The sequence below is a fragment of the Rhodococcus sp. G6(2025) genome (genome assembly GCF_058628105.1).
Window position 1 is genome coordinate 3,665,891 of record NZ_CP179750.1, and the last position, 23,924, is coordinate 3,689,814.

Annotated in this window: 22 protein-coding genes and 4 pseudogenes; 10 read left to right on the forward strand and 16 right to left on the reverse strand. The window is 65.9% G+C overall.

Annotated elements, in window-relative coordinates; translation table 11 throughout:
• Positions 1 to 126 precede the first annotated feature (126 nt).
• A pseudogene (locus tag ACLIVD_RS16915) lies at positions 127 to 777 on the reverse strand (ANTAR domain-containing protein).
• Positions 778 to 2,942: 2,165 nt separating this feature from the next.
• Positions 2,943 to 4,007: an NAD-dependent epimerase/dehydratase family protein gene (locus ACLIVD_RS16920; protein WP_491932890.1), complete on the reverse strand. Its 1,065-nt coding sequence runs from the start codon at positions 4,005 to 4,007 to the stop codon at positions 2,943 to 2,945.
• A 216-nt stretch (positions 4,008 to 4,223) separates the two neighbouring features.
• Here ACLIVD_RS16920 and ACLIVD_RS16925 point away from each other — a divergent pair, with 216 nt between their 5' ends.
• The 3 genes and pseudogenes from ACLIVD_RS16925 to ACLIVD_RS16935 form a co-directional block, all read left to right on the forward strand.
• Positions 4,224 to 4,547, forward strand: coding sequence for an FAS1-like dehydratase domain-containing protein (locus ACLIVD_RS16925; protein ID WP_491932735.1), 324 nt, complete (start codon positions 4,224 to 4,226; stop codon positions 4,545 to 4,547).
• A gap of 685 nt (positions 4,548 to 5,232) precedes the next feature.
• Complete coding sequence (locus ACLIVD_RS16930) at positions 5,233 to 5,628, forward strand: SRPBCC family protein (RefSeq protein ID WP_491932736.1); 396 nt, start codon at positions 5,233 to 5,235, stop codon at positions 5,626 to 5,628.
• A gap of 220 nt (positions 5,629 to 5,848) precedes the next feature.
• Positions 5,849 to 6,024: pseudogene (locus tag ACLIVD_RS16935) on the forward strand (YegP family protein); the annotation flags it as partial.
• Between the two features lie 86 nt (positions 6,025 to 6,110).
• Here ACLIVD_RS16935 and ACLIVD_RS16940 read toward each other — a convergent pair.
• The 4 genes from ACLIVD_RS16940 to ACLIVD_RS16955 form a co-directional block, all read right to left on the reverse strand.
• Positions 6,111 to 6,566: a Clp protease N-terminal domain-containing protein gene (locus ACLIVD_RS16940; protein WP_280783717.1), complete on the reverse strand. Its 456-nt coding sequence runs from the start codon at positions 6,564 to 6,566 to the stop codon at positions 6,111 to 6,113.
• Between the two features lie 204 nt (positions 6,567 to 6,770).
• Positions 6,771 to 7,007: a hypothetical protein gene (locus tag ACLIVD_RS16945; protein ID WP_283354623.1), complete on the reverse strand. Its 237-nt coding sequence runs from the start codon at positions 7,005 to 7,007 to the stop codon at positions 6,771 to 6,773.
• A gap of 269 nt (positions 7,008 to 7,276) precedes the next feature.
• Positions 7,277 to 8,506 (reverse strand): L,D-transpeptidase, encoded by a 1,230-nt coding sequence (locus ACLIVD_RS16950; protein WP_283331744.1) that lies wholly within the window; start codon positions 8,504 to 8,506, stop codon positions 7,277 to 7,279.
• A gap of 170 nt (positions 8,507 to 8,676) precedes the next feature.
• Positions 8,677 to 9,516 (reverse strand): alpha/beta fold hydrolase, encoded by an 840-nt coding sequence (locus ACLIVD_RS16955; RefSeq protein WP_491932737.1) that lies wholly within the window; start codon positions 9,514 to 9,516, stop codon positions 8,677 to 8,679.
• A gap of 296 nt (positions 9,517 to 9,812) precedes the next feature.
• On the opposite strand from ACLIVD_RS16955, the gene ACLIVD_RS16960 reads away from it, so the two are divergent.
• The 3 genes and pseudogenes from ACLIVD_RS16960 to ACLIVD_RS16970 all read left to right on the forward strand — a co-directional run.
• Positions 9,813 to 10,385 carry a hypothetical protein gene (locus tag ACLIVD_RS16960; RefSeq protein ID WP_280783714.1) on the forward strand — a complete coding sequence of 191 codons (573 nt, stop codon included), beginning with the start codon at positions 9,813 to 9,815 and terminating at the stop codon, positions 10,383 to 10,385.
• Entirely contained in the window at positions 10,382 to 10,891 is a 510-nt protein-coding gene (locus ACLIVD_RS16965; protein ID WP_491932738.1) for a hypothetical protein, read from the forward strand. Before ACLIVD_RS16960 ends, ACLIVD_RS16965 begins: the two co-directional genes overlap by 4 nt.
• 263 nt (positions 10,892 to 11,154) lie before the next feature.
• A pseudogene (locus ACLIVD_RS16970) lies at positions 11,155 to 11,418 on the forward strand (ANTAR domain-containing protein); the annotation flags it as partial.
• Positions 11,419 to 11,576: 158 nt separating this feature from the next.
• Here the strand turns inward: ACLIVD_RS16970 and ACLIVD_RS16975 are convergent.
• Positions 11,577 to 12,674, reverse strand: coding sequence for a hypothetical protein (locus ACLIVD_RS16975; RefSeq protein ID WP_491932739.1), 1,098 nt, complete (start codon positions 12,672 to 12,674; stop codon positions 11,577 to 11,579).
• Positions 12,675 to 13,324: 650 nt separating this feature from the next.
• Here ACLIVD_RS16975 and dapD point away from each other — a divergent pair.
• On the forward strand, positions 13,325 to 14,278 hold the full coding sequence (dapD, locus tag ACLIVD_RS16980; protein ID WP_283331737.1) for a 2,3,4,5-tetrahydropyridine-2,6-dicarboxylate N-succinyltransferase: 954 nt from the start codon (positions 13,325 to 13,327) through the stop codon (positions 14,276 to 14,278).
• A 73-nt stretch (positions 14,279 to 14,351) separates the two neighbouring features.
• The gene (locus tag ACLIVD_RS16985) at positions 14,352 to 14,558 is read left to right on the forward strand and encodes a hypothetical protein (RefSeq protein ID WP_491932740.1); all 207 of its coding nucleotides are present in this window, start codon (positions 14,352 to 14,354) and stop codon (positions 14,556 to 14,558) included.
• A 236-nt stretch (positions 14,559 to 14,794) separates the two neighbouring features.
• Here the strand turns inward: ACLIVD_RS16985 and ACLIVD_RS16990 are convergent, their stop codons facing one another.
• From ACLIVD_RS16990 to ACLIVD_RS17025, 8 genes and pseudogenes are all read right to left on the reverse strand, one after another.
• Positions 14,795 to 15,220 (reverse strand): YciI family protein, encoded by a 426-nt coding sequence (locus tag ACLIVD_RS16990; RefSeq protein ID WP_491932741.1) that lies wholly within the window; start codon positions 15,218 to 15,220, stop codon positions 14,795 to 14,797.
• 913 nt (positions 15,221 to 16,133) lie between these two features.
• Positions 16,134 to 16,472: a hypothetical protein gene (locus ACLIVD_RS16995; RefSeq protein WP_317567397.1), complete on the reverse strand. Its 339-nt coding sequence runs from the start codon at positions 16,470 to 16,472 to the stop codon at positions 16,134 to 16,136.
• A 136-nt stretch (positions 16,473 to 16,608) separates the two neighbouring features.
• A complete protein-coding gene (locus ACLIVD_RS17000; RefSeq protein ID WP_491932891.1) occupies positions 16,609 to 16,863 on the reverse strand; it encodes a hypothetical protein in 255 nt (84 codons plus the stop codon).
• Between the two features lie 172 nt (positions 16,864 to 17,035).
• Positions 17,036 to 17,173, reverse strand: a pseudogene (locus tag ACLIVD_RS17005) (NADH:flavin oxidoreductase); the annotation flags it as partial.
• A gap of 79 nt (positions 17,174 to 17,252) precedes the next feature.
• Positions 17,253 to 18,176 (reverse strand): tyrosine-protein phosphatase, encoded by a 924-nt coding sequence (locus tag ACLIVD_RS17010; protein ID WP_491932743.1) that lies wholly within the window; start codon positions 18,174 to 18,176, stop codon positions 17,253 to 17,255.
• Between the two features lie 113 nt (positions 18,177 to 18,289).
• Entirely contained in the window at positions 18,290 to 18,808 is a 519-nt protein-coding gene (locus ACLIVD_RS17015; protein ID WP_283331733.1) for a nuclear transport factor 2 family protein, read from the reverse strand.
• Positions 18,809 to 18,864: 56 nt separating this feature from the next.
• On the reverse strand, positions 18,865 to 19,092 hold the full coding sequence (locus ACLIVD_RS17020; protein ID WP_283331732.1) for a hypothetical protein: 228 nt from the start codon (positions 19,090 to 19,092) through the stop codon (positions 18,865 to 18,867).
• Between the two features lie 11 nt (positions 19,093 to 19,103).
• Complete coding sequence (locus tag ACLIVD_RS17025) at positions 19,104 to 20,258, reverse strand: 3-ketosteroid-9-alpha-monooxygenase, oxygenase component (RefSeq protein WP_283331731.1); 1,155 nt, start codon at positions 20,256 to 20,258, stop codon at positions 19,104 to 19,106.
• A 418-nt stretch (positions 20,259 to 20,676) separates the two neighbouring features.
• Here ACLIVD_RS17025 and ACLIVD_RS17030 point away from each other — a divergent pair, with 418 nt between their 5' ends.
• Positions 20,677 to 21,402: an IclR family transcriptional regulator gene (locus ACLIVD_RS17030; RefSeq protein ID WP_283331729.1), complete on the forward strand. Its 726-nt coding sequence runs from the start codon at positions 20,677 to 20,679 to the stop codon at positions 21,400 to 21,402.
• A 126-nt stretch (positions 21,403 to 21,528) separates the two neighbouring features.
• Positions 21,529 to 22,695 (forward strand): NADH:flavin oxidoreductase, encoded by a 1,167-nt coding sequence (locus ACLIVD_RS17035; RefSeq protein WP_283331728.1) that lies wholly within the window; start codon positions 21,529 to 21,531, stop codon positions 22,693 to 22,695.
• 254 nt (positions 22,696 to 22,949) lie between these two features.
• Here the strand turns inward: ACLIVD_RS17035 and ACLIVD_RS17040 are convergent, their stop codons facing one another.
• On the reverse strand, positions 22,950 to 23,786 hold the full coding sequence (locus ACLIVD_RS17040; protein WP_283331726.1) for a class I SAM-dependent methyltransferase: 837 nt from the start codon (positions 23,784 to 23,786) through the stop codon (positions 22,950 to 22,952).
• Positions 23,787 to 23,924 lie beyond the last annotated feature (138 nt).

Genomic DNA, 23,924 nt, shown 5'->3' on the forward strand with positions numbered 1-23,924 from the left:
GTCACAATCGAATCCAGGTGAGTTCGATGCTGGATCCGGGAAAGCGGTTGACAGGATCGGTGCTTGACCGGTCGTGACTCGGTTCAGGTACTGCGCGTTGACTACCCAGCCCCGCAGGACGGTCATCTATTCCGGTAGCAGGGCGCGCTGGTGGGCGGTGAGCAGCAGGTGTTCGAATCGGGCACGTAGCTCGGTGTCGGGGTCGCACTTGCTGAACCCGGCGACGAGTTGTTCGGCGATGGTGCGGAGTCGGGTGTTGGTTTCCTGGGATCACCAGGTCAGCACTTTGTACGCCCGGTCTACGGGGATGCCGTAGATCCGCATCAGCGCACCATTGGCTTGCTCGATCACCGACCGTGATTGGGCGATTTCGGCGACTGCTTCGTCGACCGAGTCTTTGACGTCGCTGCGGGAGGAGTCGGTGATATCGATGTAGAACCCGTCGCGCCGATCACTTGACCGGTGTCGTCGTGCAGGCGGTCGCCGGCGACACGACCTGGTGAATCGTGCCGGTCGTGTCGATGATCCGGTGTTTGCTGTTGAACGGTTCGGCGTCGTTGATCATCAGGTCCAGGTCCAGGTCCAGGACCAGGGCGACGCGCGGGTGATCGGGATGCTTGTGGGAGAGCAGCAGTTCGGTGGTCGGCGCCACCTCGCCGGGTTAGTAGCCGTGCATCTGGGCGACGGCAGTGGACCATTCCCACCGCTGCCCGTCCAGGAGGACCGGAAGCTGCCCACCAGTTGCGGCTCACCGCCCAACACCTGTTCTGAATCCACGCCCACTCGTAGCGCATCGGTAGCGGGGGAGTTGCACGGGCGGTCCGGCCGGGACCGGGCCCGACCACCGCGCGCGGGTCGATACCCACGGGGGCTGGGACGGGTCTTCCGTCCAAGCGGTAGCCAGCGTACTGTCCCCCCGCGCCGTGATGTCCCGTAGCTCCGGGCGAGGACGACGAAGGCAAACCGTTGCTGCAAGCGTCGACAACGCGGTCCAGGAGAGGACCTGGGGCCGCAAGTAGTTTCATTCTCCTGCCGGGGCCGCGCGCGTTCCGGCGACAGGTGCGGGGCCTCGCCCTCGGCCCGCGCGCGGCGGTGGCGGCCCCAGAGCGGAAGGGGGGAACCGCTCGAGGGTCTGGCCGCTCGCGGTCGGCCGTCGAGCCGCGGGCAGCGTGCGGGTGAGATACCCCGAACCGGGCGCCATTATGCGCGCCGCTCAGGCGAAAACAGGGGGAGAAGGAGGAGGCACTGCCCCGGGCGGGGCGTGGACGCCCATGGTACGCAACTTCTCGCAGAAAATCTCCGGATGGAGTGAGGCCACCGAGCGTCAGCCCGATCGCTTCGGCGAGCGGGCCCTCCTCGACGCGCTCCGCTGGCACGACTTCGCCTTCGACGCCGACATGCCGAATACGGATACGGGACTTCCGCAGGATTCGAGACCTGATCTGACCTGTATTTGGGTGCTTCCCCCTTGCACCTCTCCACCGGTGCGGCGGTGGCCGGTCGGGTTGCCCTCGCAGCAGTTGGCCGCACCGGTGAGCCGGACCTGTTCAACGCCGCCGCGGTGATCCTGCGGGCCATGCTCGCCGATCGGGTGGTCGAGGATCTGCACCGTGTCGAGGCCCGCAACGCCGAGGCGCATACCCGGGCCGGGCCCCACCGGCGCATCGACGTCGAATTCGCTGGTCCGGCTCTGGACCGAGCGAACTCGCTCGCCGTCCTCGCCGAAAGAGATCCTCCGCCGGTCGTTCCGTGGACTGCGGCGCTTGCGGAACCCACAACTGACCCTGCTGGCCCGGTGCTTCGGTGGGTGAGGCGACCCGCCCCGCGATCCTGCTCAGCTTCCTGTTCTTCGACCCCGCCTTCGCCATCCCGGCGACCGCCCTGGGGCGGGCTGACGGCAGGCTCCGGCAGTATCCCCGACCAGGTTCACAGCGACACGTGGGGCGAATAGGTTTCCGGGGGAGTTGACGATTCGATCCGGTAGTCCGTGAGACGGCCAAACCGGTGACTGAGTCTACTGGCGCGACAGGCGCATGCCCGTCGACGCGCGCGTGCCGCGCGTGCAGACACCCTGAACGATCAGGTCAGGTGGACGGGTTCTAGGCGCTGTAGACGAAAGGTCGGGACACCCGCCACCGGTCTTCAACGACCACACATCCGGAATTTTGATGTCCACAGATCCGGAGATCTCATGTCTGTCGGCCCGGGCTTCCTCGTGTCCGTTGACACCGGTCAGCTCCGCTGTGATCGATCGCGGGTTCACGGTGCCGAACGTCGTCTGGTCTGCGCCGTCAGCCAGACGGCCACCTTGAACCAAGATTAGGTCCGCGCCCGCCCCTCCAGAGCCGTGTGGATGTGGTCACGAGCACCGAGAGCGCCCGACCGTGACCACGTGTGGCGGCACTGCAGCCCAACCTCATTGGGACCCGGGTGGTCCCGTGTATTCCCCGGCGGGACGGTACTCGAAATCCGACGGGGATCAGCAGCCTCCCGCCTGGTCGGCCCTTTCACGGAAGGTGAGTGCGATGATCAATTTGTACTACCCATTGGTCAGGGCAATCTCGGTCACTTCTGACACTCAGCTTCTGTCAGCCGGATGATGCGTGCATCATCCACAACGTGTGAGGCTTCGCAATGTCATCGGAGATGAGGAAGTCCGGGGCGAGCTGTTGACAACGCGACGATCACATCGTTCGGCGGCCAACGCGAATGACCGGTCGCCCCACCCACAACTCGATTCACCGTCCGCGACAGCGCTTCCCCTCGTGCGGACTTCGGTGCCAACTTCTGGTGCTCGCCAGCCTTATACCGACCCCCGTACCGTCGAGGTACTTCCGTTCGTCCGATGTCATCATGATGTTGAAGAGACCGCGGTCGAGTTCTGGCGCGGGAGGATGGGAGAGTCCTGGGGCCAACCTGATCCGCCCGATATGTGGGCGGTTTCAGGCGCGCTGCCCTACACCTGTCGCGAATTCCCGTACCCGGTTCGCCGTGGTGTCCGGATTCAGGGGCGGTGTGGGTAGTCCTGCTCCGTCGTGAACTCCGAGCAGGAACTCGCGGAGCGTCTCATGGGGTGAATGTCGAGGTGTCCAGTTCAACTCGTCACGAGCTCGAGAGCAGTCCATCAGCGGGATGTGCAGGGCCGTCTCGAACAGTCCCGGCGAGGCGGGGATGACGTGGAGGTGCCAGCCCACCGCCACGGCGGAGCGGACGATGAAGGGGGCGACTCGCACACGGCGGGCACCGAAGGCTTTTGCGAGGAACGCACCGTCCACGGGTGGCTCGGCGGCCAGATTGAACGCGCCGTGTACCGGGTTCACCACCGCTGCCGCGTATGCGGAGGCTGCGTCCTCGGTGTGGAGCACCTGCACCCGCAAGTCGTCCACGAAAGGCACCAGTGGAATCCGGTCCGGATGCACGAGTCGGCGGGGGAGCAGCGGGCCGAGGAACAATCGGCGTTGCGACGTCGCTGATTCTCGTTTGAAGATGAATCCGGGGCGTATCCGCACTACACGGATGCTCGGATGCCGGGTTTCGTACGTATCGAGCCACCGCTCGAGGTACGCCTTTTCCCTGGGGTAGGCGGCTCCGGGCCAGCCATGGGTCGGCCACCTTTCGTCGACCTTCTCATCCGAGGGTCCGGGGGAGTACGCGGCCACCGAGGACGCATAGACGACGGGCGGGACCGACTCCTCCGCCGCTGCTTCGAAGACCCGGATCGCGCCGAGGACATTGTTGTTCCATGTGTCCTGCGACCGATGGGTGGGCTGGAACAACCACGCGAGATGGACCGTGACATCCGCGCCGCGCACCACCTCGTTCATGTTGTCGTGCGCTGCGTCCGCGGTGAGGAACGTGGTGTGCGATGGGTTCCAGCTGCTCGGGCGTCGCGCGACGCCGATGATCTCTGCAATCGCCGGTTCGCGGCTGAGCGCATCGATGACACTGGTTCCCACATTGCCGGTCGCACCGATCACGACGACCTTCAATCCGCGCGAGCTACTCATGCTCACCCGAATACCCTTCACGAGGAACCGTAACCGCCACATCGATACCGCCCGTTTCGCAAAGCAGGTCAGCTTCTTTCGCGCGCATTTCGGTGGCTCCAGCCGGCACTTGACCCAGGCATATGGGTAGACCAGTTCCCGGAGGGGTAAATACCGGGACAGCACAGTTCGCCCTGAACGGCAGCTGGGCACGGCTCAACGAGCCGGCGACATGATTTGGGGCCGGTCACGTTCGTCAGCATCCTCGTATCGCTCGCGATCGAGGAGTTGTTCGTGCGGGTCCTGGTCGGCTACGACCTGAGCCAGATGATGCACACCGATCAGCAGCTGATTCTGCATCGGCCGGTGCAGGTCGGGAACCGGTTGGACTGCGAAGTCTGCCTGGAGTCGTTCCGCCAGATGGGCGGCACCGACATCATCGTCACCAAGAACCTGATCACCGACCAGCACGAGGACCGGTGGCCACCACCCGCACCACACTCATCGCCCGCACCGGCGGGGTGGCCGATCCGGAACTGGCCCGGGTGGTCGCCGCGGTGATGATTCACAAAGCACCCACACCGACGGCTTCGACTCGATACGACCACACATGCCGCGCTCACGTTGCAGGGGGAAGCCGCCAGCCGCGACTGTACTCGAGTTGGAGAGGCACCCGGACAACGGTGAGATCGCCGAGCTCGCCTGCTGCGGAACCTCGTGTCGTTGGTACGTGCCGAACTGTTCCAGGTAGCCGGCCCAGCTCGGGGTTAATGTCTGCCGCATCGGCTCGTCGAAATCGGTGGTGGCCGCGGCGAAGTCGTCGCGCACGATCGCGTCGAGGATGTGCACTGCCGCTCGTCGTACGAGGATGTCAGAGCTGTGGTTGTCGCTGGTGCGGCCGTGGAGGTGGACGGCTCATCGGGCGTGTGGGCTGTCGCTTGTGCATCCGGTGGACAGCGTGAGTGCGGCGACGGCCGCGTAGACCGCGGTGAGCAGGACACACCGGATTGCTCCGAGCGGATTATCGGGGTCCGGGGAGCCACGGACATTTCCCCGCGTAGGCAGTACCTGCGCGGTTGTGTCTGGGGGAGGTGGGGTACCCGAATGTCAGGACTGCTACGCGAGTGCCGGATGTGCGTGGATGGTCGACTGCCCGTCGCGGTGGTCCCGACTGCCCGCCGCCAACGGTGGCCGCGTGAACCTGGAAGTGTCGAACCGAAGGTCGGGGCGCCGGAGGAATACTCTCGTGACCGATGTTGTCACGGTCGATGAGGACGGGCGTTACCGCCTGCGCCTGGAACGCCATCTGGATCACGCTCGCTCGGAGGTGTGGCGGGCGCTGACGAGTGTGCGATGTCCTCCTCGCCTGGCGCAGGTGGCACCGCGCGCCGACCCGCCAAGGTTACTCGAGTACAGAACCGCGGACACCGCGGTGCGGTGGGAGATCGCCGACGATGGCCGCGCCGGGTCGGTGCTGGTCTTCACCCAGGTCTGCGGCAGCCGGCAGGACGGTGTCGACGAGATGGGGTGGTGGTTAACCGCCCTCGAGGTGCTCGGGGAGTGGCTCGACGGCGATACGCACACCGACTTCCCGCGCCGGGCCCGGTGCATGATTGAGCGCTGCCGCTGCGCATTCGGGTGAGCGTCGGGTGACCTCAGCGGGGTGCCACCGGTGGCCTCTGGTTCCGGACCGCGTCCCAACCTCGCCGGATTGACGGCGTCCGCGAGACGGGAGGTCTACTCGTCGGCCTCCGCGAGATCGAGCGGGAAATCGATGTGGTCGGCTGCCGAGGGCTGATCGGGCGGTTTACGGTGTTGTGCGGTTTCGCGATCGCAGTGGACGTCCGTGGAGGAGGGGCGCCATGTCTGCGAAGTTCGAGCTGTTCAAGACGCCGCCGGCCAGTTCCGGTTTCATTTGAAGTCGGCGAACGGCGAGGTCATCGCGGCCGGTCAGGGCTATACCTCCAAGGCGGCGGCGCAGAACGGCATTTCGGCGATCAACGACAATGCCGCAACCGCTGCCACCGAAGATCTGACCGGACCGCTGGTGTACGCCGGCGCACCGACGAGGTGGGGTCGCCCGTGGAGTCGGGAGGGGCGGAGGGACTTCGCTGGGGTGCGGATCTATTCGTGGGGTTGTGGGTGTTCGGTGAGTTGGTGCCGGAGGCGGTCGCGCATCTCGTGCGTGCTGATGTCGGCGAGGTGGGTGAGGATTTGGGTGCCGGTGGAGGTGGGGTCGGCGAGGAGGGCGAGCAGGAGGTGTTCGGTGCCGATGATGTCGTGTCCGAGAAGCGAGGCTTCTCGCAGGCTGTGTTCGAGGGCCTTTCTCAGGGTCGGAGTGAGGGGAGGCCCGGCACATTCGCTGTCGCTGTTCGGGTAAGCGGGAATCTCGTCGAGGGCGCTGTCGATGTGGGGGCTGGTGATCCCCCAGGAGGTGAGGGTGGCAGCGGTGGGGTCGCCGGCGGCGAGGATACCGGTGAGGAGGTGTTCGGTGCCGACGTGGTTGTGGTGGTGGGTGCGGGCCGCGTCGGAGGCGAGGACCACGGCGCGGCGTGCTTGGTCGCTGAATTTCTCGAACACCGTTGATCTCTCCTTCGGCGAGTCCCTGCGCGGGGGTGGAGCCGTTGCTTTCCAGTATCCCGTGTGGGGGCGCCGAGCCTGCAAGGATGAGTCGTCCAGGGGTGGGTGATTCGGGGCGGGGGTTACGGCTGCGGGGTTTCGGTGCGTCTGCAGCTCCGCGCTGACAGGCGTGAAGACACCCGGTGTGCCGACCCCGGGCCGACATCAGGACACTTCGCCTTCGCTGTCGGTCCTTTCGCCTGTCGAAACGGCGAGCAGTCGTTGTCTGGCGAGGCCTTCGAGTCCGGGTGGATTCGGGTCGGCCGGGGAGTCCGAGCCTCTCGTTTCGCGGCAGCACTGGCGCACGATCTGCGTCACCCTCTGCAGTGGCACCCGGCCGTCGAATTCGCCGCACAGCCGTTCGACGACGTCGGCGTAGGAATCGGGCACAGTAATCACCACCTCGAGCAAGACCCTGTCACCACGTACCCCGGACCGGTGTCCGGCAAAACGGTAGCTCGGTGGGTGTCGGGACAGCGATGGCTCCTGTGAACAGGGGCCAGGTCTCACCGCAGGTGGGGGCGACTGCATCTGTCGAGAGATCCGCTGCTATATCCCGCGGAGCAGCCGATCCGATTCTCACGGACGGCGCGTACGTCGAACGCGATTCACACCGCGTCTGCAGAGTGAATGGTCGCCTCCGCGGCGAACACGATGTCCCGATTCCCGTGTCAGGTCAGGGCGCTGCCGGCCTGCCATTGCTCCCACGGCACGGACCAGTCGCCGTTCTGCCACAGCTCGAGCGGGGCCCCACCGGTGTTGCGGACCTCGACGATGTCGCCGGGCACGGAGAAGTCGTAAAGCCAGCGGGCGTTGTCGGGGCTCAGGTTCAGGCAGCCGTGCGAGACGTTGGTGTTGCCCTGCGCCCAGATGGTATCGGCGAGTTCGTGGAGGTAGATTCCGTCGTTACTGATGCGGGTGGCGTAGTTGATCGATTCCTTGTACCCGAGGCGGGAGTTCACCGGAAGCCCGTAGGTGGACGAATCCATGATGACCGGGTTGGCCTTGTCGATGACGGTGTAGATGCCCGGTTGAGTCCAGAACGAGAGGGTCTGCCCGCCCACGACTTCGGTGCCGCCCCGGCCCATCGACGTCGGCATCGTCCGGACTACCTGCCCGTTGTCGGTGACGGTGACCTGTTTGGTGGTGTCGTCGGCGACGGAGATGTGGGCGTCACCGATGGTGAACGAGGTGGTCGCGTCCTCCTGGCCGAAGAGGCCTTCGCCGAGCGCGATGCCGTAGACGTTGGCGCGGACGGTGACCCGGGTGCCGGGTGTCCAATAGTTCTCCGGTCGCCAGTGCACGTTCTGGTCGTCGGCCCAGTACCAGGAGCCGGTGACCGGGGGTGTGGTCTCCACGTGCAGGGCCTTCTCGGCGGCGACGCGGTCGGTGATCGGTTCGTCGAAATGGGTGACGATGACGATGCCGATACCGAAGGTGCCGCCGTCGGCGAGCAGGTTCCCGCCGCTGGTGACGAAGGTGGGTTTGGTCTGGTTCCCGGGGGTGACCGTGGAGAACGTGCTGGTCTTCTCGCTCCGGACACCCTGGTCGCCGACCGCGATGACCGCGAGGGTGTAGGTGCGGCCATAGCCGAGGGGCACGCCCGGTTTCCAGGACAGGCGATCGGGGGTGAAGATGCCCTCGACCAGCCGGCCCTCGTCGTTGGTCATGGTGACCGTCTCGAGGGTGCCACCGGTGGTGCTCACCGCTACCGGGTCCGTGGGGTTGACCGCGGGGGCGCCGTCGGCCGGGGACACGGTGATCTCCGGTCCCGGCGGCGGCGTGGCCGGTCCCGCGGGTTGGTTGGTGGAGGGTGCGCAGGCGGCGGCCACGAGAGCGAGCAGCAGGACTGCGAGGACAGCGGCGAGGTGACCGAGACGGCGACGGCGGCGGGCGTGCATGACAGTGATTCTCCCGTGCCGAAGGGTCCGCGCGCGTGCAGTCGCTATGCGACGGAGGTCACCACGGCATTTCCGGGGCCTGTGTCCGCGACGGGCTCGTTCTGCAAGGTCGCGTGCTGGCGGTCGAGCTTCTCCGCTAGCGGCCTGATGCCGCTGACGGAGTTCGCCAGCTAGGCCGTGAAGAAGTCGATGAGCGCGCAGGCGATCTGGTGGGGTGCGTTTTCCGTGGGGATGTGCCCCGCATCTGGGATGCGGATGAGCACGGTGTGCGGGATCTCCGAGACGAACCGCTCGGCGTACTCCACCGTCTCGAAGGGGTCGTCCTCACCCCAGATCAGCAGCTTCGGTGTCATGGATTGTCGCAGCGCGGGAAGGAGATCGAGGGTGAAGCGGCTGTCGGCCGCACCCGCGAGAGCGATCCAGGATCGGCGCACCCGCGAAGTCGTCCACGGATCCAGATAGTCCGCGATTCGCCGCTCGGTGGCGGCACCGCCCAGTGCCGCCGTCACCGCTTGTCGGCGGGCGGTGAGAACGTCGTCAGCGGTGGTCCCCGCGGCCACCCCTGGGCCCCGGAATCGGGCGACATGGGGCGCTGGCCAGGAGTCGTAGGTGACTGAGTTGACCAACGCCAGCCGGGACACCTTCAGACGATCGTGAACAAGGAGATGCTGAGCGATGGCGCCGCCGATGTCATGACCTGCCACGGCGGTCGGCCCGGAAATTTTCAGCGCCGAGGCGAATCGCACCACCCAATCCGCGAGGGCCGGGACCGTGGCCGTTTCCAGGGTGAGCTCGCCTGCCGAATGCCCCAGTCCGGGGAGATCGACCGCAATGGGCCGTAGCCCCGCCTTGGCGAGGCGGCCCAGCACCGGAAACCAGACCCGACTCCAGTACGTTCCGTGCAGCAGCAACACCACCGGACCGTCTTGCTCGACGGTCAGGTAGCTGGCCGCTTCACCGTCGACCTGGACTGCGGTCCTGACCACACCCGTGTCCGTGACTTCGCTCATGGGACCACTGTGGACGAAATCAGCGTGATGTGTCAACGACGTTGCAACACAGACTTATCCGCGACCCCAAGCAGGCGACGAGCTCTACGTCGCGGTCGGCTATCGAGCTGACTCGATCACCGCCCGCGGCGCTGTGGCGGGTGTGCGTCCCGCCTTGACGGGAGCGGGAGCCGTCGCGTTCTCTTGCCGGGGTCGCCGCACCGATTCTCGCCGACCGGCGGGGTGCACAGCGCAATCGCCGTTTCCGAACGAGCCGGTCGGGTATTCCGTCTTAAGGACGAGGAGGTCTGAAGAAAATGCCTGTTTGGGGATGGATCCTGATTGCGGCCATCGTCGTGATCGCCGTACTGGCGATCATCGTCGCACGCTCGGTCAGCAGTCGTCAGCGGACGGACCGGCTGAGGGGACGGTTTGGTCCCGAATACGAGCGAACTGTGGGAGAGGTCGGCAACCTAGACGCCGCGGAAGACGAGCTCGCCGCGCGCGAACGAAAGCGGGAGAAGCTCGATATCGTGCCGTTGACGCCCGAGGCGCAAGCGAAGTACGCCGACTCGTGGCGGACGGTGCAGATCGAGTTCGTCGACAATCCGTCGAGCGCGGTGGGCGCTGCGGACCGGCTCGTGATCCAGGTCATGCGCGAGCGCGGCTACCCGATCGACGACTTCGATCAGCGGGCGGCCGACATTTCGGTCGACCATCCGAAGGTCGTCGAAAACTACCGAACTGCGCACGGCATCTATCTAGCGCAGGAGCAGGGCGGCGTCGGCACCGAGGAACAGCGCGAGGCTTTTGTGCACTACCGGGCACTCTTCGAGAAATTGCTCGAGACGGATGAGAACAAAGACAAGCCAAAGGAGGCGCGCGCATGACCACCCAGGATCAGCAACCCGAGGGCATCGGCTCGACCAGGGGGGTCGAATCGTCGACCGAGACCGCCGGTTCGGGCGAGACCGTGACCTCAACCGGGACAACCGGCTCGTCGACCGAGACCGCCGGTTCGGGCGAGACTGTGTCCTCGGCCGGGACAACCGGCTCCTCCACTGCGGGGACTGCCCCGTCGGCTGAGGGGACCCACTCATCGACCACGGCAACCGAATCATCGTCCCGGCAATCGCTTTTCGCTGAGGACGAGCTATCGGTCCTCCGCTCGCGTTGGGACGAGGTTCAGGCGGGATTCGTCGATGATCCCAGAGAGTGCGTTCAAAAGGCGGATGGTCTCGTGTCGGACGTCGTCGACCGGCTCACGACCGGCTTCTCGGAGGCGCGTTCGCGGCTCGAGGAGCAGTGGGCTCGAGGCGAAGAGGGCTCCACGGAGGATCTTCGTATCGCACTCAAGCGCTACCGCGAATTCTTCCAGCGACTACTCGCGCTCTGAGGAGCAAGAGAACGCCTTAATTGACACAATCTCCGTTATCGACACTTCCGCAATAGCTTTCCAGCAGCGCATTTGGCGCTCAACTGTGGTCCACGTGTACTCCGTCGGCAAGGACGCGATCGATGCTCGAGGGCCACCGTCGAGCGGCCGGCACCGTACGGATCGTGTACCAGCTGAAGGGCTGCATCACCGGTGAAATGCCATTCGGCGAGACCGGGCAAGGCGAAGGCGGCAGATCGGCGGACGAACGTCGTGTACCCGAAGTCGACGCGGTGGTCGCCGAACTTGCCGAGGCACCGGCGGTAACCGAACAGGCCAAGGGCTCACTGGTGCTGGTCTACGGGATTCCCGCCGACCGCGCCTTCGACGTTCTCACCTGGTGCTCCCAGCAGACCAACACCCGACTCCGCACGATCGCCGAACAACTCGTCGCCGGATTCGCCGAGTGCGAACCCGCTCCGGACCTACGGACCCGGTTCGACCACCTTCTGCTCACCGCCCACCAGCGAACCCGGCAACAGGGCTGAGGAATTGACCGAGTAAGTGACAGTCCCGCGGGGCGCCGGAGAAAAACAAACCTGGACCGGGCGGCCCACCGGTCGAGGACGCAATCTGGCACCCGTGCATCTAGGGACATCCCCGATGAATCACCAGGGCTGCGTCGCGCACGCTTCGCCGACCACGATCATCCCGCCTCGTTCGACGGTTGTCGCGTCTCCTCGAGACGTTGCCGCTGCCGGACCCCGTACGCCGCCTCCTTGACGGCGGCGTCGTCCTCGAGACCCGACCCGAGCGCCCCACCGATGGTCGCGATGGACGCCAGCAACCAGGTGAGCGTCAGGTAATCGGAGAAGTTCACCGCGTGCCCGAGAACACGGGACAGCAGTTCCGGGGGAAGAGTGAGGCACGCGGTGAACAGCAGCAGGCCGAACAGGGCCACGTGCAGCACGACGACGCCGATGACCAGGGTGGCCACGGTCGCGGTGTTGTACAGCGCCGAACGACCGCGCTCGGTCGGCGACTTCGGCCGCTCCCACAGTTCGTGATCGAGGATCAGCCACAGAATCATCGCCACGATCGACAGGACCGTCGCCGCACTCATACGCCATGGGCCCATCGTGTCGGCGAACAACCAGATCGTGTTGGTGGCCAGCGCGATCGCACCCGTGGCGAAGGCGCCGACGAGCACCTTCGACAGTCCGGTGACCAGTCGCCACGGCCGGTTGGCCCGCACCATCCCCGACAGCAGTCGCAGTCGCCGCAGTCCCTCGGGCGCGAAGTACCGGATGCCGTCCTCAATCTGCGCAGACGGGAACCGTCGCGCCCCGCCGGGGGGCTTGAGTTCCGGTTCCCCGAGGATGCGGGCGATCGCGAGTTCGGTGACGGTGCGGACGCGGCGCTCGATGTTGACGCCGCCCACTCCGGCGACGGAGATGAGCGCGAATTTGTGGTCGGCGCTGACTTCGGCCACCACGGGCAGGGTGTCCTCGCGTCGCGGCAGATCGGTGAGGTACACGACGATGTCCTCCGCTTCGGAGGACGGATCGACTGTGTCGATGACATCAGCGAAGTCTGCTTGCTCGTCGGGCAGGTACGGTTTGCGGCGTACGCACGTCGTCCACCGGCGCCCGACCCGGTCAGAGCTGCGCAGGCGTTCCGGCAGGTACTCCGCAATGCGTTCGGCAACAGCCGCAGGTTTGCCCGGATCCGCGATGAACAGCACCGAGGCCTGCTCACCCGCGGCACCGGAGCGCCCTTCCTGCAAATGCTCGTTCGCCTTCACCGCCTTCGCGTACCCGCTCGGTCTGCCCCCAAACCCCAGTCAGTGGGTGCGAGTCGATCACCCCCAACAGCGACCGAGGATGCACCGCCGACACGACCACAACCCACGGGATCTGGTGCGGTCGGTGCACCCCCGCCGATCGATCCATTAGGGGCAAACGGGCCATCACTGACCTGTCATCGATCGCCATACGGGATAGCGACCGGGCTGAGGATTTCGACAAGTTCGTGAGAATCACGCACCGACACTACGGTGAGAACGTGCAGGTCGGAGATCCGCGAAGTGACACCGATCCGCGGAACCTACACCGCCATCGTTGTGAGACACGCCCATGTCGAATGACGGGCTGTTGACGATCGATGGTGGGAGCTGCGGTAGTGCCCGCTGCGGTATCGAGGTTGTCTGATTGCCGTTGATCTTGATCCGTGTCCGACATCTGTCGCAGTGAGGGTCCGTCGTTGCTCACCGGTGAGCAGTGGGCACCGCAGCGCGGCGAGTTCTGCCACCTGGTTGGCAAACCCGCCGACCCGGGCGAGGCCCTGACCGGGGGTGGTCGGCGAATTGCACGAGGCGGTCGGGCGAGTTGGCCTGTCGATCGTGGACCGGCACTGCTACGCGTTGCGGCGCCGGCACGCGTAGTTTCTTGTTCCGTGAGCACACAGGGAGCATCAGCAGTAGGCATCGCCAACGTGACCGTCGGCGGCACGGTCCTCGACACCTGGTTCCCGGCGCCCGAGCTGGGAAACTTCGACAGCGCGGGCACCGTGCGGATCGAGGGTGGCGACATCCCCTCCGATCTGGCACTCCTCGCCGGACCCGACGAGGCGCGTGAGGTCGACCAGGTCGTGGTGCGCACCACCATCGCCGACCTGTCGGCGCCGCCGGCCGACGCACACGACGCCTACCTGCGCCTTCACCTCCTCTCGCATCGCCTCGTGACCCCGCACGGCGTCAACCTCGACGGTCTGTTCGGCTTGCTGTCCAACGTGGTGTGGACCAACTTCGGTCCCTGCGCGGTCGAGGGCTTCGAGAAGGTGCGGTCGCGTCTGCGCATCCGCGGTGTGGTCACCGTGTTCGGTGTCGACAAGTTCCCGCGCATGGTCGACTACGTCGTCCCGTCCGGCGTCCGCATCGCCGACGCCGACCGCGTGCGCCTCGGCGCGCACCTGGCCAGCGGCACCACCGTGATGCACGAGGGCTTCGTCAACTTCAACGCCGGCACGCTCGGCAACTCCATGGTCGAAGGCCGTATCTCCGCGGGCGTGATCGTCGATGACGGATCCGACGTGGGCGGCGGCGCCTCGATCATGGGCACCCTGTCCGGTGGCGGCAAGGAGACCATCTCCGTCGGCAAGCGCTGCCTGCTCGGCGCGAACGCCGGTCTGGGCATCTCGCTCGGTGACGACTGCGTCCTCGAGGCCGGCCTGTACGTGACCGCGGGCACCAAGGTCACCGGGCCGGACGGCACCGTCGTGAAGGCCAAGGAACTCAACGGCCAGTCCAACCTGCTGTTCCGTCGCAACTCCGTGTCGGGAGCCGTCGAGGTCGTGCCGTGGAAGGGCACCGGCGTGGAATTGAACGCCGCTCTGCACGCAAACGACTGATCTCGGCGATCGCTGGCACCGCGTCCCTTGCGCCGACACCGCACACCTGCTGCCGCGGGGGATGCGGTTCGAGGTGATCTCGGCCGGTGAGGGGCGTTACCGTCGCCCGGACGGGAGCATCGGCCGGCGGATCGTCCAGCTGCGGGTCATACCGAAGCTGAAGAGGTTCAAGATCGGACTGTTCACCGACGACAACGGGCGGCCCGAGCTGGTCGTGCACCCGGACGTCAAGCTGGGGCGCGTGCACTTCCCGCCCGTCGACGAGCAACCCGAACCCTGAGGAGACGCCGAAACAACGCGCCCGCCGGGAGCTGAAGAAACGGATGGCCGGCGAGCGCCTCGCAAGAGAAAGCCGGAGGGAGGCACCAACCCCGAGAAGGGGTGAACGCCCTCCGGCTCATCCTGTGCATCCGCAGTGTCGCCGACTCTGGCCCACTCTTGCCCACGAACTAGACAGTCGGCCTTGTTCGAGCTGCCCTCGGCACTGCGATCAGCGGATCGGGGGACATCATGTCATCACCCGTGGTGAAAACCGCACTCCGTGACGGTCGGAGGGGCTGCCAGGAATGGACGCATCTCGAGCCATTCGTGGATCGGTTTCCCGTCCGCACCTGGGGCTGCGGACAGTTCGCCGGCCAGTTCGAGTGCCCGCTCGTGGGTCTCGACGTCGATCACCATCCAGCCGGCGATCAGGTCCTTGGTCTCCGCGAACGGGCCGTCGGTGATCGGCGGTCGCCCCTCGCCGTCGTAGCGGACGAACGTGCCCTCCGGGGAGAGTGCCTGACTGTCGACGAACTCGCCGGTGCTTTCGAGCCGAGCGGCGAAGTCGTTCATGTACTGCACGTGGGCGGAGATTTCCTCCGGTGTCCACTGGTCCATGGGCACGTCGTTGACCGATGCCGGCGCGCCACGGTAGTGCTTTAGCAGCAGGTACTTGGCCATCATGTTCTCCTTGGTGCGGTGCGGCCCATTGTGGCCGTTTCACTCCGGGGACGCAGCCGCGCGCGGGTTCTCGACATCCTACGGCGACATTTCCTGACCATCTTCTCTGTCGGGGCCACGATCCATCGCGGGGAAGGTGAGAGCCGCTCAGCTCAGTCGTCGGATGTGGGGCAGGGTGTCGGCGAGTTGCTCGAAGAGGGTGCGCCCCGACGTGGAGGCGCTGAACGCCCTTCTGACGACGGTGGGCCGAAATCGGGACCTGGTTTTCGACGAACCGGACCGGCTCGCCCCTGGGTGCCCGCCGGGACCTGAGACCGCCCCTCTGGGCGTCGCCGGGGTTGCGCGGACGAAGTGCAACGTGTGGTCGGCGGGTGTGCAGGCGACGAATCCGATTGCCTGCAAACGTCCCCGGTTGTATCCGATTTGGGGTGCGTCCACCAGGACACGAGAGGAGTGACTACGGATCGGACCGGAGACCAGTGTCGAAAGCCTTGTATTAGGGGGGAGCGAGGATGTGGTCCGTAGCATGTAGCGAATCCTGCGGGTGCGCAAAGCGGTCCAGATCGTGAGTGGAGGCTGTGAAGTTCCGGCGGTTCGTGAGTAGCCGTACCCCGCAGTTGCATCTCGGTCATGGTGGGCCTCTTCCGTTTTGGAATCGTTCGGCGGAGCGGCGGTGTGATCGACAGGTCGACGCGGTGTCCTGCGGGCCGTTGTGCTGTGTGGGGGCGTAATGGTGTTGTGACCTGGTGTGATGGCATGTCCCCGGGTTGTTATCCGGTGTGGGTGGTGGGGCGGGCGTCGCGGGGTGCTGGTTTTGCCCCGATACCAACCCGTTTTAAATAATGGCCGTATGTACCGACTTTCGATATCGCATTGGTGCGCAAAGGGTTTCCGTGTTTGCGCACGTCGTCGTTTATCGTGCTTCGGGAACGTCGTGAAATTTGTACCGGATACGCAGGAGCATCTTTTCGGTGTCGAGATGCCCGTCTGATTCCGCCTGTTCGATCATGTCGACGAAGTTCGCTTCCCAGTCGTCCGGAGCATCCGGCGTCGTCGATAACTCTGCCTCGAGACGGTGCAGGTCAACCCACAGATCTCCACGTCGCCACCGGGCCAAGGTCGAGAGCCGTCCCACACGACGAACTCGGCAACTCGCCCCTCGATCGATGATGGCTTCGAGGCCGGCGGGATCGCCGGTCCAGGCGATCCACGCGGTGGGGACCGAATGGTGTGCGTTGATGAACAGCCGCATGGTGGATCTCCCGGTCGGTGTCGCGCCGGTGCATGGCGATAGCTGAGGCTGAAGGCATAGCCGAGGCAGTCTCCACGCGATGAGGTGTACTTCCCTGGCGGGCCTACCCTGTTCGGATCAATAGCGTGGGTGGATGCTACCCGCACGCCTGGGTGTTGTGGTCTGCCTTAGCTGGATTCGTCGCTGGCGAGGAGGAGCATGAGGTTGGTGACTTCCTCGGGTTGGCCGTAGCGGGGGAGGGGCATTGTCGCGACCAGCTTGTTGTCGCCGCGGGGTCGTCTGTTGAGGTGCTGCCGATCTTGGGTGTGGATACGGCGCCGGGATGGACGGAGTTGCCCGCGATCTGTGCCGTGGCGAGTTCCATTGCAGCGCTTCGTGTGATGCCGCGGATGGCGAATTTTCCGGCGCTGTAGGGTGGATACTCCGGCGCCGCCGGCGATCCCGTTCATGGAGGAAATCTTGGCGATTGATCCGCCGGGTTTCATCGCGCGGCTCACGTCCTTCAGAAAGGTCGCACGTGCGAGGCCCCCATCCGTCGTCGCGTGTGTCTCCCGCTCGCGGCGCTCGACGCGGACGCAGCGTGCGCCGGTGACGATCGTGGGCATGCATTTGTCGCAGTGGATGCACAGTGATGGTGTCTGCGCGTCGCGCGATATCCGGTTGACCACGTCCGGTTCGTGCAGCAGTGCCCTGGCCATCGCTTGCCGATCAGTTGCACCCGAGCCGTATCGGTTGAGGCATGGCGGCCACCCAGACGAAGCGGGTTCGGTCGTGGCCGGATCAGTGGGTCAGCTTGACCCGCAGCTTGTTGATGGTGTCCGGGCTCAGGCCGAGCCCGTCTGCGAGGTACTTGTCGACGGTGCCGTAGTCGGCGGCCAGCTGGTCGATGCCGGCCTGCAGGTAGCTCTTGTCGACGCCGAGCAGCGGCTCCCATTTCGCGGCGGCTGCCTCGCCCTGGCTCTGCTTGATGTAGGCGAGGGTCTTGATCATCGAGTCCTTGGTGTACTCGTTGGTGAGCAGGTAGGCGTCCATGATTGTCGTCGGTGCCACGCCGGCGATGCTCAGCAGCAGGTACGTGACCCAGCCGGTGCGGTCCTTGCCGGCGGAGCAATGGAAGACCTGGGCCCCGCCGGTGTTCGTGAGACCGGTGAGCAGCGTGGCGTAGCCGGCCCGCTCAGTCGCTCCGGTGACGTTCTTGCGGTTCCCGTCCTGCATCGCGGCGCGGGCGTCCTCGGGTGTGTGGATATTGGCGATGAATTCGTCGATGTTGCCCGCAATGACCGGGATGTTGACGTAGTTCACGCCGGCGGGCAGCTTGTCCTGCTTCTGCGTGATCTCGTCGGGTCCACGCAGATCGTAGGCGGTGGTCAGGCTGAGCCCGGCGAGGGTGGCGAGGTCCGCGTCGTTCGGCACGATCGCGTTGGAGCGGTAGAAGACCCCCCTGTTGACCGTCTTGCCGTGTGCCGCCGGGTAGCCGGCGCCGGTACCCGCCACGTCGCGGAAGTTGTCGACGCTCGCCAGTCGGGGTGCGTCCGCACCCGGCGTCGTCTTGCCGTTGCCGCCCGGGCCGGGCTGGAACAGCGGGGCCGACGCCGGAGGAGCGGTGGGCTCGGCCTGGGCGAGTCCGGCGCCGCCGAGTTCCGCGAGCAGTACTCCGCCGGCGAGCAGAAGCATCCCGCAGATGCGGGAATGGTGTCTGGACATGAAGAACCTTCCTAATCTGTGGGTCAGGCCTGTCGGGAGGCGAACGTGTCAGTGGGCGCGTCCATGGCACGGCCACCTCGGCGTTCTCCGCTGAGCGTGATCGGTGTTCGCAATCAGCTTGGGGGACCGGCGATTCCTGCGAATATCCTTCGTGCTTCGTCCTGACCGTCGAGGATGCGGCTGGTCCTCGTTGTGACCCTCCAGCCGTCGCAGGTGCGGGTGAGCTCCCACCGGTTCGCCGTGACTCTGCTGACCTGATATCCGTCGCCGTCGGATCGGCGCAGGATCAGTTGCGTGTGGCAGTGCGCTACCGCGGCGTCCCCGTCCACGGTGATGTGCGCAGGGCTCATGACGTGTCCGCAGCCTTGACGCAGGAAGCCCTGGTGGGGGTCTGTTCGAACCATCGCTTCGATCTGGCCGCGTCCGTCCATGCGGCCGGTGTCGACGTCATAGACGCCGTTGTGGGTCCACAGTCCGGCGACGAGATCGGCAAGTCCGCAGTCGACGGCCGGACCGTAGGAGTGCATCAGCCGCATGATCTCGTTGTGGTCCTCGAGTAGCTGAACTCGTTTCTCCAACAACTGCATTCGGGCTTCGATGTCCGGACCTCCGGGCCCGGTCATGTCGCTCATGTTATTCCTTTCCGGATGGCCGACAGGCCATCGCCGGAGGGAGTAAAGGGATGTGGTCAGTCCGGGGGGATCGGGATCGTGCCATCCAGGACGGCCTGCCGGATCGTCTCGCGCAGCGCCGAGCAGTTCCTGATGTGGACCCCCTGGCGGCCCGGAACGGCGTCGACGCGGAACTGTGCGCAGGAGGTTTCGCAGTCGGCCAGCCACTGCACGGAAGTGTGGTGCCAGCTGAACTTCTCCACCATCACCCGGGTGCTGCAGGTGCTGCATTCCAACGGTTGCATGACAATTCCTCTCAGGTGGGCTTGCCTGCGGCGGTGCTGCGGGCGAGGTTGTCGGCGACTTCCTGCTTCCAAGTCTCGACCGGTTTGGTGGTGTCGAGCTCGTACTCGAAGCGGTCCACCATCTCGGGCGTGATGTCCGCGACGTCCACGTAGAACTGCTCGTACCAGCGGCGCAGCTGGTAGACGGGGCCGTCCTCGTTGGTGAGCAGGGGGTTGTCGATCCGGGTCTTGTTCTTCCAGATCTCGATGTCCTGCTCGAAACCGACGCCGATGTAGCCGATCATCGCGTCGACCAGTTGGTCGGCGATCGCGGCGGGCGCATGTTCGGTCTTCTGGACGGTGATCCCGTACATCAGGACGAATTTGTCGGGGGTGATCGGGTAGTGACAATTGATGAGGATGGATTCGACGTCGAACTTGTCGTACTCGTAGGTCAGTTCGTCGACCATGAACGAGGGCCCGTGGTAGGCGGCGAGGGACCGGTGTGCCAGCAGTTGGGGGACGTCCGGGTCCGTCCATTCGGTGATGTCCTCACGGCCGACGCCGCTTTGCTCCTGGATCGCGACGTGCCCCTCGAAGATGTTCTTGAAATACGTCGGGAAGGAGAAGTGGACGTAGAAGAAGTGCGCCATGTCGACGACGTTGTCGATGATCTCGCGGCAGTTGGTGTCGATGACGATCGACTTCCACACCCACTCGGTCCACTCGGTGCCTGGCGCCCTCATCACCGGGATCGTCACCTCGGCCGGCGGCGGGTTGCCCTCCGGGTCGTGCCAGACGAACAGCAGCTCATCCTGTTCCATGGTCGTCCAGGCGCGAGTGCGCGCCAGCGGCGGAACCCGTCGCGCGTAGGGGATGTCGGTGCACTTGCCGTTGCCGCCCCAACGCCAGTCGTGGAACGGGCACGCGATCGAATCGCCCTTGACGGTGCCCTGACTCAGGTCGCCGCCCATGTGCCGGCAGTAGGCGTCGAGGATCTTGATCTCACCCTTGCTGTCGGCGAACACCACGAGCCGGGTGCCGAACGCCTCGATGGAGTGCGGCGCGCCGTCCCGAAAGTCCACCACCAGCCCGAGGCAGTGCCACCCCCGGGCGAAGCGAGCAGGCGGTGTGCCCTCGTCGATGTAGCGGACCTCGTCGGTTTCATCGATATTCAGAGCAGTCATGGTGGTTTCCTTCCTTCTGGTCTTTGCTCAGGTCGCGCGCAGCCACTTGCGGCCGCGCCCCGCCTGGCGTCCGGACCGAATGCGCAGAACTTGGCGCCATGAGGCGTCCGCGTTGTGACCTCGGCCACGGGTTCCTGGCCACCCTGTCAGCGCCAGACGGCGGTGCACCACTTCCGCATCCGCTCAGCGGACGACACGCTGGTCGATCGCGGTGACCTCGCGTGTCGTCACGTGTTGCCTGCACCGACTCGCGTTCGACGGGGCCTCGACCTGCAGCGGGCGAACACGAGGCAGTTCCCGCTCACCGGAAGGGGCTCTGGTGATGCGCCGGTTCCGAAGCTGTGCTGGGAGTGCCTGTCCGTCTCGGACGGCCGGCGGCGCTCCAGGTCGCGACTGCCGCCAGGGAAGGGAGAAGCCGATGTTGCACGGAGAACGCACGGAGAACGTCCCGCCCGCGTCCACCCTCGATCGGCTGTCCCTGGTGCTGGACTGCTTTCGCAGCACGCCGGCTCTGAGCCTCACCGACCTGTCTCGCCGAACGGGGATACCACGGACGAGCACTCGTCGGATGCTCGAGCAGTTGGTGCGACTGGGCTGGCTCCGTCGCCGGGGCAGCGAGTTCGAGCTCGGGGACACACTCGTCGAGTTCGGAGCACTGTCGCTGCACCAGAACAAGTTCGACCGGGTGGTGGCCCCGGTGCTCCGCGAGCTGCATCTTGTTACCGGTCACGTCGTTCATCTCGGTATCCTCGACGGCACCGACGTGGTCTATCTCGAGAAGGTCGGCGGCCAGACGGCCCCCAACCTCCTGACGCGGGTCGGAGACCGCATACCCGCACGGTCGTCGACAATCGGCAAGATCTTGCTCGCAACCGCCCCACAGTCCGATGATGCCTCCGCCGACCTCCGCTCCGAGACCGACAGACTCCGACATCTGGGAATTGCGTTCGGAACCTGCGCGGCAGGATTCAGTTGCATCGGAGTGCGAATCGGTTCCCTGGGCGGAGCGCAAGCAGGGCTCTCGGTCAGCGGACCGACGAGCCAAGTGAAGTTCGACCATCGGCATGCCGCACCTGTGCGTATGGCGGCTGCAGCCATCGCACAGTACCTCGACTTCGCGTCAGTGACCCGAAGACCTGCCTGACAGTGCCCGCTGGGCAAGGCCAAGACTATTCGACCCCGCCCAGCTTTCGGGATCTCCACCTGGCCGAGATCCGCTCACCGGACTGCCGGCTTGCTCGCGTATCGACCCCGTTGGCACCGTGTTCTCATGACATCCGACCTCACCGATTCGCGTCGAGTCGATCCCGAAGGAGCAGTGAACGCGCTGTTCGAGCCGCTGCAGGTCCGCTCCCTTGCCCTGCCGAACCGCATCGTCATGTCCCCCATGACGAGGGAGCACTCACCCGGCGGGGTCCCCGGTGCGGACGTGGCCGCCTACTACCGGCGGCGCGCCGAGGGCGGCAGCGGTCTGGTGATCACCGAAGGCGTGGCGATCGACCACCCGACCGCCGTCGACAGTCCGAAAGTGCCACGCCTGCACGGCGAAGCGGCACTTGTGGGCTGGCGCGGCGTGGTCGACGAAGTTCACGAAGCGGGCGGCCGGATCATCCCGCAGCTCTGGCACGTCGGACCACTCTGGGGCGCGATGAGCGACGTGGATCCGAGCCTGACGTCGATGCGCCCGTCCGGAGTGTGGGGCCGGGCGGGGCGCACCGTCTACCCGGACGACTACATCGCCCGTGCGAGCGCTCCGACCGCGGCGATGACCGAGCAGGACCTCGAGGATGTCATCGCCGCGTACGTGCGCTCGGCCCGCAACGCGGTCGAGGTCGGATTCGACGGGATCGCCATCCACGCCGCACACGGCTACCTGTTGGATTCGTTTCTGTGGGAGTCGACGAACCAACGCACCGATCAGTGGGGCGGCGACCTGCAGCGGCGCACCCGGTTCCCGGTGGAGGTGATTCGGGCGATCCGGCGGGAAATCGGTCCGGAGCTGCCGATCTTCTTCCGGTTCTCGCAGCACAAGCAGCAGGACTATGGCGCCCGGATCGCGAACACCCCCGCCGAGCTGTCCGTCGTACTGAACGCGCTGATCGACGCGGGAGTGGACGTGCTGGACGCCAGCATTCGCCGTTTCGACATCCCAGCGTTCGAGGGGAGCGATCTCACACTGGCTGGGTGGGCGAAGAAGCTGACCGGAGCCGTGAGCATGGCCGTGGGCAGCGTCGGCCTGAGCAAGCCACTGCGCGACACGGGCACGCCCGAACCCGCCGACCTCGATGGAGTATTCCGGCGGTTGAAAAGCAACGAGTTCGATCTGGTCGCGATCGGGCGACTGCACCTGGCCGATCCGGCCCTGGCTCGCACGCTGCGCCGCGGTGGGCCCATCCCGACCTTCGACCGCGAACGACACGAGGGACAGCTGTACTGACGTGGATTTCTAGGTCAAGATCGATCTGAGTGTCCACGGCTGTACTCGTGCCCATCGAGCCGCACCCCCCGACTGAACCTGCAGCCATTCGGGTTGTTCGGTGTCGAGGGAAGCGGTGATGCGGTCGTGGACCGGAGATTTCGAGGTTCTGGCCGACAGTGTGGGCGCGGGTGTAGTCGTCGTCGCCGAGACGGATGGGGATCCGGTGGGCGGGGCCGGGGTTGGCGTCTTGTCCAGTCCGGTGATGATGGCCGCTAGTCTCGGGGCCGGCTGTCGTGATGCTTGACCCACCGCCCCTGTTGGTGGTCCCAGTAGCGGGTGCGATCGTGTGAGTGACCAGGCGGAGGTGAAGCGGCCGCAGCTGTGCCCGTCGCGGTTTTTCTGTGTGATCCTGTGTGTGCGCCGGGAGAACCACCGGCAGTCGGATGCCCGATGGAGGGGCTGCGGTGGGGCAGCCTGTGCGCGCGCAGAACCACGTCGTGGGTGTGGTGTGCACCCGCGCCGCCACTGATCGAACGCTCCCGCACCTCGTTCACGTCGATGTGCCAGCTGTCGTCGAGTAGCGCCGCCACGTCACCGGGTGTGACCCAATCACCGGGATCGAAGCCGTGCTCCCGCGCCGCCTCCGCGTCGCGGATGTCGTGGTGGACGACCAGCAAGATGCCACCCGGTGCGACCGCGGAGACCAGCGCACGTTCGGCGGCACGATGGGCGGTACTGCGCAAGGCGGGGTACTGGGCTGAGACCAGGTCGAAACCACCCGCGGGCACGTCGGCATCGAGCAGTCCGCTCAGCACCCAGGTGATGTCCACGTCTTCCCGGTCGGCGTGTGCCCCGGCCCGGTCGAGGGCGATGCGCGAAACGTCCAGCGCGGTCACGGCCCATCCCTGCCGGGCGAGCCAGAGCGCGTCGGCGCCTTCACCGCAACCGACGTCCAGGGCGCGTCCCGGCGGTGCGCCGGTCATCTCGTCGACAAGTGCACCGTTGGGTTCGCCGCTCCACACGCGATCCTGCTCGCTGTAGCGCGCATCCCATTCGTCCGCCTCACGTGATGTCGTCTTGACCTCGGTGACCTCGCCCGCATCTTCCATACCAACACAGTGCAATAACACCGACGGTTTCGGCGAGAGTTCTTGCCGTATCGGCAAGCTAGGCAATCGCAAGACGGGCGCCGGGCCGGACGTCGGCGGGCAGGGACCGGTGCGTGGTGTAGGTGCTGTCTCGGCTCC